Here is a 13,854-nt window from a genome sequence, read left to right as displayed (position 1 = left end):
CCCTCCGGCGGGGAACACCTCGGGGAGGTGCTTCCGGCGGGACATCCCGGAGGAAAAGGATCTCAGGAGACGGAGCAGCCCGAGGTCTCGGGGAGCGGGGCGGGGCGGCCGATCGAGGGCATGCCGAGCATGACCCCGGAACCGGCTCCGGCCGGGGCACCCTGACGGGCCTGCCAGGTGTCGCCCGCGCGGGTGCGGCGGAGCCTCAGGGCGGGACCGTCGGCGACCAGGTGGTGCGGCGCCGCGTACGTGACCTCGGCGCTCACCACGTCACCCGGACGCGGGGTATCGGCGCCGGGGGCGAAGTGCACCAGGCGGTTGTCGGGAGCCCGCCCCGACATGCGGTGGGTCGCCTCGTCCTTGCGACCCTCGCCCTCGGCGACCAGCACGTCGAGAGTCCGGCCGACCTGCCTCTTGTTCTCCGCCCAGGAGATCTCGGTCTGCAGGGCGACGAGCCGCTCGTAGCGCTCCTGCACGACCTCCTTGGGAACCTGGTCGTCCATGGTGGCGGCGGGAGTGCCCGGCCGGATGGAGTACTGGAACGTGAAGGCGTTGGCGAACCGCGACTCGCGCACCACGTCGAGAGTGCCCTGGAAGTCCTCCTCGGTCTCGCCGGGGAAGCCCACGATGATGTCGGTGGAGATCGCCGCGTCGGGCATGGCCGCGCGGACCCGCTCGATGATGCCCAGGTAGCGCTCGGCCCGGTAGGAGCGGCGCATGGCCTTGAGGACCCGGTCGGAGCCCGACTGCAGCGGCATGTGGAGCTGGTGCATCACATTGGGCGTCTCGGCCATGGCCGCGATGACGTCGTCGGTGAACGCCGCCGGGTGCGGGCTGGTGAAGCGGACCCGCTCCAGCCCCTCGATGTCGCCGCAGGCCCGCAGCAGCTTGCCGAAGGCGAGCCGGTCGCCGAACTCCACGCCGTACGTGTTGACGTTCTGACCGAGGAGGGTGATCTCCAGCACGCCCTGGTCGACCAGGGTGCGCACCTCGTTGAGGACGTCGCCGGGGCGGCGGTCCTTCTCCTTGCCGCGCAGCGCGGGCACGATGCAGAACGTGCAGGTGTTGTTGCACCCCACGGAGACCGACACCCAGGCGGCGTAGGCGGACTCGCGCTTGGTCGGCAGCGTGCTCGGGAAGGTCTCCAGGGATTCCTTGATCTCGACCTGGGCCTCCCGCTGGACGCGCGCCCGCTCCAGCAGCACCGGCAGCGAGCCGATGTTGTGGGTGCCGAACACCACGTCCACCCAGGGTGCCCTGCGGACGATCTCCCCCTGGTCCTTCTGCGCCAGGCAGCCGCCCACGGCGATCTGCATGCCGGGGTTGCCCACCTTCGAGGGGCGCAGGTGGCCGAGGTTGCCGTAGAGCTTGTTGTCGGCGTTCTCCCGTACGGCACAGGTGTTGAACACGACCACGTCGGCCGTCTCCCCCTGCGCGGCCGGGACGTATCCGGCGTCTTCCAGCAGGCCCGACAGGCGCTCGGAGTCGTGCACGTTCATCTGGCACCCATAGGTACGGACCTCGTACGTGCGGGCGCTCTCCACGGTGACAGTCATCTCAAGACACAAGGGTAGGCGCTCCGCCGAACCTTCAGGTACGCCCTCACCTCCTCGAACCACGGGTAATCAATTGGTCACCGAACGTCAACGAACTCGCTAAGGTGGGGCTCCAAAGCCGCATGCGAGAATTAGGACTCGACCGACAGCTGAGAGTGGTGAGCCACGGTGGCGATGCTCGTGCAGACCTCGGAGGCCCCGGTGAAGGCCAAGAAGCCCGGCAAGAAGCCACACAAGAAGCCGCGGAGCACCGCGGCCCCGGTGGCGAGCTTCTGGGCGACACCCGGCGAACTCGGCATCGACGAATGGTTCGAGCTCAACTCCCGCGATGACGGCGGTCGCTACGAGCTCATCGACGGGAGCCTCATCGTGTCTCCTGCCCCATCCGCCCGGCACCAGTGGATCGGCGACCGGCTGCGCCGGTTCCTGGAAGACGCCGCCCCCGAGGAGTTGATGGTCGTCACCGGCACCGGACTCCTCCTGGACTCCAAACCCGGTGTCATTCCGGACGTCATGGTGGTGGAACGGAAACCGATCCGTGACGGCGCCCAGATCGTCGATCCGGAGTGGGCCCACCTCGTCGTGGAGATCGTCTCCAGGTCCACCACGGCTGTGGACCGGATCGTCAAACCGGTGAAGTACGCGGAGGCCGGGATACCCCACTTCTGGCGCGTCGAGATGAACCCGTTCCGGGGACAGGGATCCGACGAGCTTCCCGTGATCTTCACGTACGCCCTCGACGAGAACGACGAGTACCAGCTCATCCATCGTGTCGCCACCGGAACGACCGTGAACCTGACGGAACCGTTCGCCTTCAGGGTTGATCCCGAGGTCCTGAGCAGGATTTGACGATCGAAGCGTGAGCATGCCGTGATCTGATCGGTACCGCAGGGTTAGCCTCAGGTGCCCTTTACAGAATTACGTTGTCCACCATGACGGAGAACGGGGACAAGACTCCTCTGGTCGTGCTTGAAGGCGTCAACAAGCACTTCGGCAGCCTGCACGTCCTTCGGGACATCAATCTGACGATCTCCCGCGGCGAGGTTCTCGTCGTCATCGGCCCGTCGGGCGGCGGCAAGTCGACCCTCTGCCGGACGATCAACCGGCTGGAGGCGATCGACGAGGGGACCATCACCTTCGACGGGCAGCCGCTCGCGGTGGAGGGCAAGACCCTGGCCAAGCTCAGGTCCGAGGTCGGGATGGTGTTCCAGTCCTTCAACCTGTTCGCCCACAAGACGATCCTCGAGAACGTCACGCTTGGGCCGATCAAGGTTCGCGGCATCGCGAAGGGCGACGCGGAGCGGCGGGGGATGGAGTTGCTGGAGCGCGTCGGCATCGGCGCCCAGGCGTCGAAGTATCCCGCGCAGCTCTCGGGAGGCCAGCAGCAGCGCGTGGCGATCGCCCGCGCCCTGGCGATGGATCCCAAGATGATCCTGTTCGACGAGCCGACCTCTGCGCTCGACCCGGAGATGGTCCAGGAAGTGCTCGACGTCATGATCGGCCTCGCCCAGGAGGGCATGACGATGATGGTCGTCACCCACGAGATGGGCTTCGCCCGCCGCGCGGCGAACCGCGTGGTGTTCATGGCGGAAGGCCAGGTCGTGGAGGAGAACACCCCCGAGGAGTTCTTCACCAACGCCCGGACCGACCGGGCCAAGGATTTTCTTTCCAAGATCCTCACTCACTGACGGCTCTGTTCATCCCTGACCCACCCCTGATGGAAAACGAGGTAGCAAGAATGCGTGTACGTCGTATTGGAGCCGTGGTCATCGCAGCCGCGGCGGCGATGGCCGGTCTGACCGCGTGCGGTGACGACAGCGGCGGCGGAAGCGACAAGTTCGTCGTGGGCATCAAGGTCGACCAGCCCGGTCTCGGGCAGAAGCAGCCCGACGGCTCCTTCAAGGGTTTCGACGTCGACGTGGCCCGGTATGTCGCCAAGGAGCTCGGCTACACGGACGACAAGATTGAGTTCAAGGAGGCCATCTCGGCCAACCGCGAATCTTTCATCCAGCAGGGCCAGGTCAACGCCGTGATCGCGACCTACTCGATCACCGACGACCGCAAGAAGAAGGTCTCTTTCGCCGGCCCGTACCTGGTCACCGGCCAGGACATCCTGACCCGCGTGGACGACACCACGATCAACAGCGTCGAGGACCTCAAGACCAAGAAGGTCTGCGGCGCCCAGGGGTCCTCCTCCCCCGCCCGCCTGGTCGAGAAGTTCGGCGAGGAGTGGAAGAGCGGGTTCCTCACCGAGCAGCAGGGCTACGGCGCCTGCCTGCCGCTGCTGGAGAACAAGCAGGTCGACGCGATCTCCACGGACGCGACGATCCTGGCCGGCTTCGCCACCCAGTCTCCCGGCAAGTTCCGCCTCGTCGGCCAGCCCTTCTCCGAGGAGAAGTACGGCATCGGCCTGAAGCTGGAGGACAAGGCGACCCGCGACAAGGTCAACGCGGCCGTGGAGAAGATGTTCACGGACGGCAGCTGGAAGAAGGCGATCGACGCCAACTTCGGTGAGTTCGGCAAGTTCTTCACCACCCCGCCGACCGTCGAGCGCTACTGAACCGGTCACACCCCGGCCGGGGCGTACGGACGCCCCGGCCTGTGACCACTGGAGGGATGAGTGCAGGCACTCTTCGATGAATTCCCGATCATTCTCGGCGCTTTCTGGTTGACGGTCCGGCTCACCCTCGCCAGTGGGCTGGTGGCGCTCGTGCTCGGGACGATCCTCGCTGGCATGCGGGTCAGCCCGCTGCCGGTCCTGCGCGGGATCGGCACGACGTACGTGAACGTCCTGCGGAACACCCCGCTCACCCTGGTGATCGTGTTCTGCGGGCTGGGCCTCGGCCTGGTCCTGGACGTCTCGTTCTCCGAGAGCCTGTCCACCAACTACCTGTGGCTCTCCATCATCGGACTGTCCGCCTACACGGCGGCGTTCGTCTGCGAGGCGATCCGGGCCGGGATCAACACGGTCCCGGTCGGCCAGGCGGAGGCGGCCCGCGCCATCGGGCTCACGTTCGGCCAGAACCTGAGGCTGATCGTGCTGCCCCAGGCGTTCCGCGCGGTGATCGCCCCGCTGGGCAGCATCCTGATCGCGCTGACCAAGAACACCACGATCGCCGCGGCCATCGGGGTGGGTGAGGCGTCCCTGACCATGAAGACGCTGTTCGAGGCGCACGGAGACGCGGTCATCCAGATCTTCGCCGGGTTCGCGCTGGGCTTCCTGATCCTGACCCTGCCGACCGGGCTGTTGTTCGGCTGGCTGGCCAAGCGCCTGGCGGTGGTCCGATGACCGCGGTGACCACCGTCGAGCGGCCTCCGGCGCGCAAGCGGCGCGTCGAGAGTTCCGAGCGCGTCAGCGTCCTGTACGACATTCCCGGCCCCAAGGCCCGGATACGCAACAACGTGCTCACCGTGCTGGTCGTCCTCGCCGTGTTGTTCGCGGTGTACGTGATGGTGACCAAGCTCGGCGAGAAGAACCAGCTCAGCGCCGAGTTGTGGACGCCGTTCCTGCGCGGCGACGTGTGGATCAACCTGATCCTGCCCGGTCTGGTGAACACGCTCAGCGCGGCCGCGGTCGCGGCCCTGATCGCGGTGCCGTTCGGGTTCGTCTTCGGCATCGGCCGGCTCTCGACGAACGCCTGGATCCGCCGTTCCGCGGGTGCGGTCGTCGAGTTCTTCCGGGCGATCCCGCTGCTGATCATGATCTTCGCGGTGATGTTCGGCGGGAGCGCGGTCTTCGGGCTCACCGTGACGCCGTTCTGGGCCGTGGTGATCGGCCTGGTGCTGTACAACGGCTCGGTGCTGGCGGAGATCGTACGGGCGGGCATCCTGTCCATCCCCCGGGGGCAGAGCGAGGCCGCGCTCGCGGTCGGCCTGCGTCCGGGCCAGGTGATGCGGATGATCCTGCTGCCGCAGGCGGTCACGGTCATGATGCCGGCGATCGTCGCGCAGCTGGTGGTGCTCCTGAAGGACACCGCCCTGGGCTTCATCGTGTCGTTCGAGGACCTGTTGAACGCGGGGGCACGCGTGCTGCCCTCCAACTTCAACAACATCATTCCCGCTGTGATCGTCATCGCGATCATCTACATCATCATCAACGTGATGGTGGGCGCCGTCGCCACCTGGCTGGAGAGGCGGAGCCGGCGCAGCAGGAAGACCGCGGCCAAGCCGATCGCCCGGCCCGACTCGCCGACCGCGGTCGAGGGCGGCGTCGGAACCCCCACCCCCGCACCGTAGAGGCACGGCGCTCGAAGGGCGGTCACCGGATCCGGTGGCCGCCCTTCCTCGTGCCGCGTGGGTGAAGGTGGGGGAAAGCCTCCGCGGGCCGACTTATGGCGGAGACCGGGCCAACCGCCCTCATCTCATCATTCCCCCTGATCTCACGGCTCGCGCGGTTCACCGGCGGCATATCTCGGGTGACGCGAGCGTGATACCGGCGACACGCGGCGGGTTATCGGGCAGGATTGCGCCATGTCCCCCGAGCAGGTCGTCCTGCCGTACGCCACCTGGCCGTCGCCGGTCTCCACCTCCGACGTCGCCCGTTCCGGGCTGCGCCTCGGATATCCGACGGTGCTCGGCGAGGAGGTCTGGTGGACCGAGGACCGTCCCGCCGAGGGCGGGCGGACCACCATCGTGCACCGGAGCGCCGACGGCGCCCAGCGCGAGCTGCTGAGCGCGCCGTGGAGCGCGAGGACCAGGGTCCACGAGTACGGCGGGCGGTCGTACGCGGTGGTGCCCGGCGAGGGCGTGGTGTTCACGAACTTCGCCGACCAGCGGCTCTATCTGCTGCCCACCGGCGGCGAGCCCCGGCCGCTCACACCGGAGCCCGAGGAGGCGGCGGCCCTGCGCTACGCGGACCTGGTCGTCCACGACGGGCAGGTCTGGTGTGTCAGGGAGCGCCACGACGACGGCCGGGTGAGCCGGTCGATCGTGTCCATCCCGCTGTCCGGTGAGGGCGAGCCGCGCGAGCGGGCCGGCGGCCACGACTTCTACGCCGCCCCCACCATCTCCCCCGACGGCGAGCACCTGGCCTTCGTCTGCTGGGACCACCCCCGGATGCCGTGGAACGGCACCGAGCTGTGGATCTCCCGGCTCGCCGACGGCACCTCCTGGAAGGTCAAGGGCGGCACCTCCGAGTCGGTGCTCGCCCCGCGGTGGCGCGACGAGCAGAGCCTCTACCTGATCTCCGACTGGTCGGGCTGGTGGAACCTCTACCTGGTCGGGATATACGGCACCTCACCAAGGGCGCTCTACCCGGCGGAGCAGGAGTTCGCTGGTCCGCTGTGGCAGCTCGGCGCGGTGCCGTACGCCCCGATGGCCGACGGGAGCCTCGCGGTCCTGCACGGGCGGGGCGACCTGCGGCTGGGGGTCTTCGACCCGGACAGTGGCGTGCTGAGCGACCTGGACGTGCCCTACGAGGGCTGGGACGCGGTGCTGGCCACCGACGGGCACGCCCTGGTCGGGATCGGGTACGGTCCGGCGCTACCCCGGTCGATCGTCAGGGTCGACACCGTGACCGAGCGGGTGGAGGAGCTCCGCCGGGACGTCAACGAGCTGCCCGACCCCGGCTACCTGCCACTCGCCAGGCCCGTGGAGTTCCAGACCCGGTTCGGGCGCGAGGTGCACGCGTTCCTCTACCCGCCGTCCAACCCCGTGGCGCGTGGCGAGGGTCCCGCGCCGTACGTCGTGTTCGTGCACGGCGGGCCCACCGGGCACAGCGTCGGCGCGCTCGACCTGGAGAAGGCGTTCTTCACCAGCAGGGGCATCGGTGTGCTCGACGTCAACTACGGCGGTTCCACCGGCTACGGCCGTGTCTACCGCGAACGGCTGCGCGGCCAGTGGGGCGTGGTCGACGTCGAGGACTCGATCGCCGCCGCCGAGTGGCTCGCGGCGGAAGGGCTGGGCGACCCGGCGCGGATCGCGATCCGGGGCGGCAGCGCGGGCGGCTGGACGGTGATGGCGGCCTGCTGCGCGTCCGACACGTTCGCCGGGGGCGTCTCCTACTACGGCGTGAGCGCGCTCGCCGACTTCAGCGCGACCACCCACGACTTCGAGTCGCGCTACATCGACTGGCTGATCGGCCCGGAGGACCCCGCCCTGTACGCCTCGCGCGAGCCCGTCGGCCGGGTGGCGGGGGTGAGCTGTCCCATGCTGCTCCTGCAGGGCCTGTCCGACCCGGTGGTCCCTCCGGCGCAGTCGCAGGCCTTCGTCGACGCTCTCGCCGAACGCGGCGTTCCCTGCACCTATCTCACCTTCGAGGGCGAGGCCCACGGCTTCCGCCGCGCCGAGACCCGCAGCGCGGCCCTGGCCACCGAGCTCGCCTTCTACCAGCAGATCTTCCACTCCTGAGCGAAAGACCGGGCTCGGTGAAGTGGGCGAGGGCGCCCGGCTCGGCTCGGCTCAGCGGGTCCGGCAGGTCCGTCGGATCCAGCAGGTTCGGTGGGTTCGTCGGACCCGTCGGGTCCGCTGGATCCAGCGGGTTCGCCGGATCCAGCGGGTTCGCCGGGTTCAGCGGGCGAACTCGGTGGCCCGTGATTCGCGGACGACCGTGATGCGGATCTGGCCGGGGTAGGTGAGCTCCTCCTCGACCTGCTTGGCGACGTCGCGGGCGATCACCTGGGCCTGGATGTCGTCGACCGCGTCGGGCTTCACCATGACCCTGATCTCCCGTCCCGCCTGCATGGCGAAGACCTTCTCGACGCCCTCGTAGGAGGTGGCGATCTCCTCAAGACGCTCCAGCCGCTTGACGTAGGCCTCCAGCGACTCGCGGCGGGCGCCGGGACGGCTGCCGCTGATCGCGTCGGCGGCCTGGGTGAGGACGGCCTCGACGGTCTTGACCTCGACCTCGTTGTGATGGGCCTCGATGGCGTGGACGACGTCCTCGTGCTCGCCGTACCGTCTGGCGATCTCGGCGCCGATGAGCGCGTGGCTGCCCTCGACCTCGTGGGTGAGTGCCTTGCCGATGTCGTGCAGGAGGGTGCAGCGCTTGAGCAGCGTCGTGTCGAGCCGCAGCTCGGCCGCCATGATCCCGGCGATGTGGGCGGACTCGATGAGGTGGCCCAGCACGTTCTGGCCGTAGGAGGTGCGGTAACGGAGCTGACCGAGGAGGGTGACCAGCTCGGGATGCATGTCGGTGATGCCGAGCTCCACCAGGGCGTCCTCGCCCGCGCGCACGCACAGCTCCTGAACCTCCGCCTTGCTGCGCTCGTGGGCCTCCTCGATGCGCTGCGGATGGATGCGGCCGTCGAGGACGAGTTTCTCCAGGGTCAGCCGCCCGGTCTCGCGGCGGACCGGGTCGAAGCACGACAGCAGCACGGCTTCCGGCGTGTCGTCGATGATCAGGTTGACGCCGGTGGTCGACTCGAAGGCGCGGATGTTGCGACCCTCGCGGCCGATGATGCGCCCCTTCATCTCGTCGCCCGGCAGGTGCAGGACGCTCACCACGGACTCGGCGGTCTGCTCGGTGGCCACCCGCTGGACCGCCAATGTGACGATCTTGGTGGCGCGCTTCTCGCCCTCCTTGCGGGCCTCGCCCTCGATCTCCCTGATGATCAGCGCGGCCTCGCGCTTGGCCTGGTTCTCGATCTCCCGGACCAGCTCGGTCCTGGCCTGGTCGATGGTGAGCCCGGACACCCGTTCCAGAATGGTCTTGCGCTCCTCGGCGACCCGTTCGAGATCCTCCCGGCGGTCGGCCAGCTCGGTCTCCGTCTCGGCGAGCTTGCGGGCCCGGTCGGCCTGGCGCCTGGCCTCCTCGTCGAGGCGCTGCTCCCGCTCGGCCAGCCGGTTCTCCCTGCGTTCGAGGTCGGACCGGAGCTCCTTGAGCTCGTACTTCAGGATCTTGCCCTCGGCCTCGGCCTCCTTGCGCATCTCGGCCGCGGCCTCGACCGCCGTCTCCGACTTGCGCAGGAGCTCTCCGGCGTCGTCCTGGGCCTTCGCCCGGATGTCGGCGGCCTCGCGCCTGGCCTCCTCCAGGTGGGCCTCGACCTCGGCCTCCTGCTCGGGGGTGGGGCCCTTCGGCACGGTCTCGGCTCCACCTATGCGACGCAGCAACACGACCAGCACGGCTGTCATCACGGCGAGAGCCACAACCGTCACTACCAACATGACGACCACGACCGGATCCATGCGCGCCTCACCTTCCTCGCGTCGCAAATATCAGGCACACGAGGGGTCACACGCACGGCACGGAAAGCTCAAGAGACGGCGCCGTCGGGACAGAAGTGAACCCAGAGGGGATCACCCACCGGCTGTTCCCGCCGGTCCGTCGTCCCGTCCTCATCCGTCAAGCCTGCTTGTCCGTATTACACCGCTATGACAATCCGCACTGCGCGGAGTAACTCCTCACTGCCGTTGAGATTAAGCGTCAGAGAGGTAACGAGCAAGCAAAGACCCGCTGTCAAGCTGCTTCGAACTAGTCGAGTGGATAGCCCGGATCCTCCGCGAATGGCGATGTTTCCGCCCCCTCATCCTCCAGCACTTCGCGGATGACGCGAAACGCCAGGCCGGGACCGTATCCCTTGCGGGCGAGCATGCCGGCCAGCCTGCGGGTCCTGACCGCGGGCTCCAGGCCCCGGGTCGAGGAGAGCTTGCGGCGCACAAGGCGACGGGCGGTCTCCGCCTCCTCCTCGGGGTCGAGCCGATCCACCGCTTCCTTCACGGTCTCCTCGTCCACCCCTCGGTGGCGGAGCTCCGAGGCGAGGGCCTTTCTGGCGAGCCCCCGCCCGGCGTGGCGCGAACTCACCCATGCCGCGGCGAACGCCTCGTCGTCGATGAGCCCGACCTCGGAGAAGCGGTCCAGCACGGCGTCCACCGCCTCCTGGGGCACCTCGCGCTTGCGCAGCGCCTCCGCGAGCTGGGCTCGGGTGCGCGGTGCCATGGTCAGCAGCCGCAGGCAGATGCCTCGCGCCACCGCCTGCGGATCGGCCCCGGCCTTCCGGCTCGCCGAAGCCCCCTCGGCCGACCCGCCGGACCCGTTGAACCCGCCGAGTCCGTCGGATCCAGCAGGCCCGTCAGCTCCGTCAGGTCTGTCGAGTCCGTCGTGTCTGTCGGGGCCATCGGACAGGAAGCCGGGGGAGGCACCCCCGGACCTCCGCCCGCCACGCCGGGAGGCACGCTTCTTCCGGCCTCGCGGCGCGCCATCCACGGGCTCCGCGGTCTCCTCGCCGAACCCCTCTCCTGAGACGGGCGGACCGTAGTCGCGCCCGCGCCCCCGCCTGCCCGGTGAGCCCGCCCGAGGCTCGTCGGGCCAGGCACCCCAGTCTCTCGGCCCGGCCTCACCGGCCGGACCGGAGTCAGATCCCGTCGTCATCGATCAGCCCGGATTCAGGCGTCACCCGGCTTGGGAGCGGCGGCGGCCTTGGCACCGCGACCGGACGCGGCGGACGCCGTGGCCGCACGGCCGGACGGGGCGGCCGGAGCCGAAGCCACGGGGGCGGGCGACGGGGTGGCCGGGTTGTCGAGGCGCGGGCCGATGCCGAGCTTCTCCTTGATCTTCTTCTCGATCTCGTTCGCCATGTCCGGGTGGCTCTTGAGGAAGTTTCGCGCGTTCTCCTTGCCCTGGCCGAGCTGGTCACCCTCGTAGGTGTACCAGGCGCCGGACTTGCGGACGAAGCCGTGCTCGACACCCATGTCGATCAGGCCACCCTCGCGGGAGATGCCGACGCCGTAGAGGATGTCGAAGTCGGCCACGCGGAAGGGCGGGGCCATCTTGTTCTTGACGATCTTCACCCGGGTGCGGTTGCCGACCGCCTCGGTGCCGTCCTTCAGCGTCTCGATGCGGCGGATGTCGAGACGGACCGAGGCGTAGAACTTCAGCGCCTTTCCACCGGTCGTGGTCTCGGGCGAGCCGAACATGACGCCGATCTTCTCGCGGAGCTGGTTGATGAAGATCGCGGTGGTGCCGGTGTTGTTGAGCGCGCCGGCGACCTTGCGCAGCGCCTGGGACATCAGGCGGGCCTGGAGACCGACGTGGCTGTCGCCCATCTCGCCCTCGATTTCGGCCTTGGGCACCAGGGCCGCGACCGAGTCGATGACCAGCAGGTCGACGGCGCCGGACCGGATCAGCATGTCGGCGATCTCCAGCGCCTGCTCACCGGTGTCGGGCTGGGAGACGAGCAGCGCGTCGGTGTCGACGCCCAGCTTCTGGGCGTACTCCGGGTCGAGCGCGTGCTCGGCGTCGATGAACGCGGCGATGCCGCCACCGCGCTGGGCGTTGGCCACCGCGTGCAGGGCGACCGTGGTCTTGCCCGAGGACTCGGGACCGTAGACCTCGACGATGCGGCCGCGCGGGAAGCCGCCGATGCCGAGGGCCACGTCGAGCGCGATGGAGCTGGTGGGAATCACCTCGATGGGCGCCCGGGTCTCGTCGCCCAGGCGCATGATCGAGCCCTTGCCGAACTGACGCTCGATCTGAGCGAGTGCGGTCTCAAGCGCCTTCTCGCGGTCGTTAGCTGCCATGGGAGCCCCCTGAAGGGTCGCGGGTTGGATCGGTTGCCAGAAAGCTACGGGGTGCCGCCGACAATTTCGGGAGGGCACGCCAGGAGTGACGGCCTGTTCAATATAGCCGAACGACTGTTCGATCGCCGCCCGTTGGCACCACGGGTTACAGGAGTCGCGAACCACCACGGAGGCGCCCGCGCCCGATCGGGCGCGGGCGGCGGGTCATGGCCTCGAAGGGTACGGAACCCATCCGGGAGGCGACATTTCCGAGAATTACCTTGGGCCTGTTGTAACCGGGCTGACCTGGGGTGATCCTGAGGGGAAACGACCCGAGGTGCCCGACGTGCCCAACGCGTTCACGCAGCAACGCCTAGCCCATCTTGATTCCCTCGCCACCGAACTGCGACAACGGGGGCTGGCGAGCCGCACCCTCGGCGGCACCGCCCCGGTGCTGTGGGTGTGGCATCCGGACAGCCTCCGGCAGACCATCGTCTTCGCCACGCCGGTCAGGGACGGCTGGCTGTTCCTGTGGGCACCGGACGGCGAGGAGAGCGCCGACGATCCCGCGCACGCGGCCGACTCGGTGGAGAGGCTCCTCACCCCGCTCCCGGAGCCGTCCTGACCGTCCCCGGTCTCCCCGGGCCGGAGCGGGTCGGGGCCGAGGCTTCACCCGCCCCGGGAGGACCTTCGGGCCTCACTACGGCCCCGGGCTCTCACGTATTTCCTTTCCCGGCTCCTCGGGCTTTCGGGGGCGCCCCGGCTCCCCCGGCCCCGGACTTTCGAGGACTCCTCGGATTCCCACGTGCTCTCCGGGCTTACCGGGCCCCTCGGGCTTACTGGTCCTCGGGCTCACCGGCCCTCAGGCTCACCGGCTTATCGGCCCTCAGCGGAGCTTGGGCGAGACGTCGGTCACCCCGCACACGGCCTGCCAGACCTCCTTGGCCCCGACACCCTCGGCCAGTGCCTGGATCACGGTCCGGCCGCCGAGATCGGCGATGACGTAGTCGTGGGCCCACGAATCGGCGTACTGGTCGCCGAAGTGTGACTTCATCCGCTTCCAGAATTCCGACAGGCGCATGCCCCAAGTATGGATCCACTCCGGTGTGCCATGTCCCCTCCCGGCACGACACCGGGCCGTCGGCCACCCCGCCTCCCGCTCCCGCGGCCGGGCGGGACCGGGACGGGAGACATACGGGGGAAGGATCACCGCAGGTGAGAGCCCGAACGGTCGGGGGTCGAGTACGGAGTCGTCAGAGCACGCGGGAGCCGTACATCTCGCCGAGGGGGTCGGCGAGCAGCTCCAGGCGGGCCCCGTCGGGGTCGGCGAAGTAGATGGACGCGCCACTCTCGACCGTGTGCGGCACGCCCGCCGCCTCCAGCTTGCCCCGCAGGCGCTCCCACGTGGAGGGATCGACGGAGATGGCGACATGGTGGAGCCCGCCGAGGACCTCTTTGTAGGAGCCGAGGTCCAGGCCGGGGAAGTCGAAGAAGGCGAGGAGGTTGCCGTTGCCGATGTCGAAGAAGAAGTGGTTCGACCCCCGGTAGTCACGGTTCTCGAAAATCTCCGTGAGCGGGAACTCCAGGAGGTCCTGGTAGAACGCGATCGTCGTCTCGACGTCGGAGGAGACCAGCGCGAAGTGGTGCAACCCCCTCGCGCTGCTCGGCGGGCGGTGTGCCCTGAGGTGCTTCGCCTTGATCCGCTCGCGTGTCGCCTCGATGGCCTGATGGTCGATGCTCACCGTTAGCTCACCACTCAATGCGTCGTGTGTTCGTCAAGGCCATGTCCGTGACGACAGGGAGCCAACCTATCCCGGACGTCATGTCCTGGTGGCGAGACCTCGGGAACGCCCCGGGGCGCGGT

13 protein-coding genes are annotated in these 13,854 nt (G+C 68.8%); 7 read left to right on the top strand and 6 right to left on the bottom strand.

All coding sequences use genetic code 11. The features are described from left to right. Positions 1 to 62 precede the first annotated feature (62 nt). Complete coding sequence (gene miaB / locus ABD817_RS25635; RefSeq protein ID WP_344920689.1) at positions 63 to 1,556, bottom strand: tRNA (N6-isopentenyl adenosine(37)-C2)-methylthiotransferase MiaB; 1,494 nt, start codon at positions 1,554 to 1,556, stop codon at positions 63 to 65. Between the two features lie 174 nt (positions 1,557 to 1,730). Between miaB and ABD817_RS25630 the strand changes: the two genes are divergently transcribed. The 6 genes from ABD817_RS25630 (at position 1,731) to ABD817_RS25605 (ending at position 7,904) form a co-directional block, all read left to right on the top strand. Further along, a complete protein-coding gene (locus ABD817_RS25630; RefSeq protein WP_344920817.1) occupies positions 1,731 to 2,405 on the top strand; it encodes a Uma2 family endonuclease in 675 nt (224 codons plus the stop codon). A gap of 83 nt (positions 2,406 to 2,488) precedes the next feature. Next, positions 2,489 to 3,244: an amino acid ABC transporter ATP-binding protein gene (locus ABD817_RS25625; protein ID WP_344920688.1), complete on the top strand. Its 756-nt coding sequence runs from the start codon at positions 2,489 to 2,491 to the stop codon at positions 3,242 to 3,244. A gap of 74 nt (positions 3,245 to 3,318) precedes the next feature. Continuing rightward, on the top strand, positions 3,319 to 4,116 hold the full coding sequence (locus ABD817_RS25620; RefSeq protein WP_344920687.1) for a glutamate ABC transporter substrate-binding protein: 798 nt from the start codon (positions 3,319 to 3,321) through the stop codon (positions 4,114 to 4,116). A gap of 60 nt (positions 4,117 to 4,176) precedes the next feature. Beyond that, complete coding sequence (locus ABD817_RS25615; RefSeq protein ID WP_344920686.1) at positions 4,177 to 4,845, top strand: amino acid ABC transporter permease; 669 nt, start codon at positions 4,177 to 4,179, stop codon at positions 4,843 to 4,845. Next, on the top strand, positions 4,842 to 5,792 hold the full coding sequence (locus ABD817_RS25610) for an amino acid ABC transporter permease (protein ID WP_344920685.1): 951 nt from the start codon (positions 4,842 to 4,844) through the stop codon (positions 5,790 to 5,792). The genes ABD817_RS25615 and ABD817_RS25610 overlap by 4 nt, the downstream gene beginning before the upstream one ends. A gap of 234 nt (positions 5,793 to 6,026) precedes the next feature. Further along, positions 6,027 to 7,904: a S9 family peptidase gene (locus tag ABD817_RS25605; protein WP_344920684.1), complete on the top strand. Its 1,878-nt coding sequence runs from the start codon at positions 6,027 to 6,029 to the stop codon at positions 7,902 to 7,904. A 159-nt stretch (positions 7,905 to 8,063) separates the two neighbouring features. Here ABD817_RS25605 and rny read toward each other — a convergent pair whose 3' ends face one another. The 3 genes from rny to recA form a co-directional block, all read right to left on the bottom strand. Beyond that, positions 8,064 to 9,680 (bottom strand): ribonuclease Y, encoded by a 1,617-nt coding sequence (gene rny, locus ABD817_RS25600; protein ID WP_344920683.1) that lies wholly within the window; start codon positions 9,678 to 9,680, stop codon positions 8,064 to 8,066. 286 nt (positions 9,681 to 9,966) lie between these two features. Continuing rightward, positions 9,967 to 10,863: a recombination regulator RecX gene (gene recX, locus ABD817_RS25595; protein ID WP_344920682.1), complete on the bottom strand. Its 897-nt coding sequence runs from the start codon at positions 10,861 to 10,863 to the stop codon at positions 9,967 to 9,969. A gap of 14 nt (positions 10,864 to 10,877) precedes the next feature. After that, positions 10,878 to 12,011, bottom strand: a complete 1,134-nt coding sequence (gene recA / locus ABD817_RS25590; RefSeq protein WP_425583403.1) for a recombinase RecA — start codon at positions 12,009 to 12,011, stop codon at positions 10,878 to 10,880. A gap of 325 nt (positions 12,012 to 12,336) precedes the next feature. On the opposite strand from recA, the gene ABD817_RS25585 reads away from it, so the two are divergent. Further along, positions 12,337 to 12,615 (top strand): hypothetical protein, encoded by a 279-nt coding sequence (locus ABD817_RS25585; RefSeq protein WP_344920681.1) that lies wholly within the window; start codon positions 12,337 to 12,339, stop codon positions 12,613 to 12,615. 261 nt (positions 12,616 to 12,876) lie between these two features. Here ABD817_RS25585 and ABD817_RS25580 read toward each other — a convergent pair whose 3' ends face one another. Then, positions 12,877 to 13,071, bottom strand: coding sequence for a DUF3046 domain-containing protein (locus ABD817_RS25580; RefSeq protein ID WP_344920680.1), 195 nt, complete (start codon positions 13,069 to 13,071; stop codon positions 12,877 to 12,879). Positions 13,072 to 13,243: 172 nt separating this feature from the next. Then, a complete protein-coding gene (locus ABD817_RS25575) occupies positions 13,244 to 13,732 on the bottom strand; it encodes a VOC family protein (protein ID WP_344920679.1) in 489 nt (162 codons plus the stop codon). Positions 13,733 to 13,854: the final 122 nt, after the last annotated feature.

Origin of the sequence: Streptosporangium oxazolinicum (assembly GCF_039537505.1) — a bacterium.
Classification (GTDB): domain Bacteria; phylum Actinomycetota; class Actinomycetes; order Streptosporangiales; family Streptosporangiaceae; genus Streptosporangium; species Streptosporangium oxazolinicum.
Note: the sequence above shows the minus strand (reverse complement) of the source record. Positions and strands in the feature narration are given on the sequence as shown.

Bases quoted from the DNA above. Each gene is read 5' to 3' on its own strand.
- ABD817_RS25605 (WP_344920684.1), top strand. From the start codon at position 6,027: ATGTCCCCCGAGCAGGTCGTCCTGCCGTACGCCACCTGGCCGTCGCCG.
- recX (WP_344920682.1), bottom strand. From the start codon at position 10,863: ATGACGACGGGATCTGACTCCGGTCCGGCCGGTGAGGCCGGGCCGAGA.
- ABD817_RS25580 (WP_344920680.1), bottom strand. From the start codon at position 13,071: ATGCGCCTGTCGGAATTCTGGAAGCGGATGAAGTCACACTTCGGCGAC.
- recA (WP_425583403.1), bottom strand. From the start codon at position 12,011: ATGGCAGCTAACGACCGCGAGAAGGCGCTTGAGACCGCACTCGCTCAG.
- ABD817_RS25625 (WP_344920688.1), top strand. From the start codon at position 2,489: ATGACGGAGAACGGGGACAAGACTCCTCTGGTCGTGCTTGAAGGCGTC.
- ABD817_RS25630 (WP_344920817.1), top strand. From the start codon at position 1,731: ATGCTCGTGCAGACCTCGGAGGCCCCGGTGAAGGCCAAGAAGCCCGGC.
- miaB (WP_344920689.1), bottom strand. From the start codon at position 1,556: ATGACTGTCACCGTGGAGAGCGCCCGCACGTACGAGGTCCGTACCTAT.
- ABD817_RS25610 (WP_344920685.1), top strand. From the start codon at position 4,842: ATGACCGCGGTGACCACCGTCGAGCGGCCTCCGGCGCGCAAGCGGCGC.
- rny (WP_344920683.1), bottom strand. From the start codon at position 9,680: ATGGATCCGGTCGTGGTCGTCATGTTGGTAGTGACGGTTGTGGCTCTC.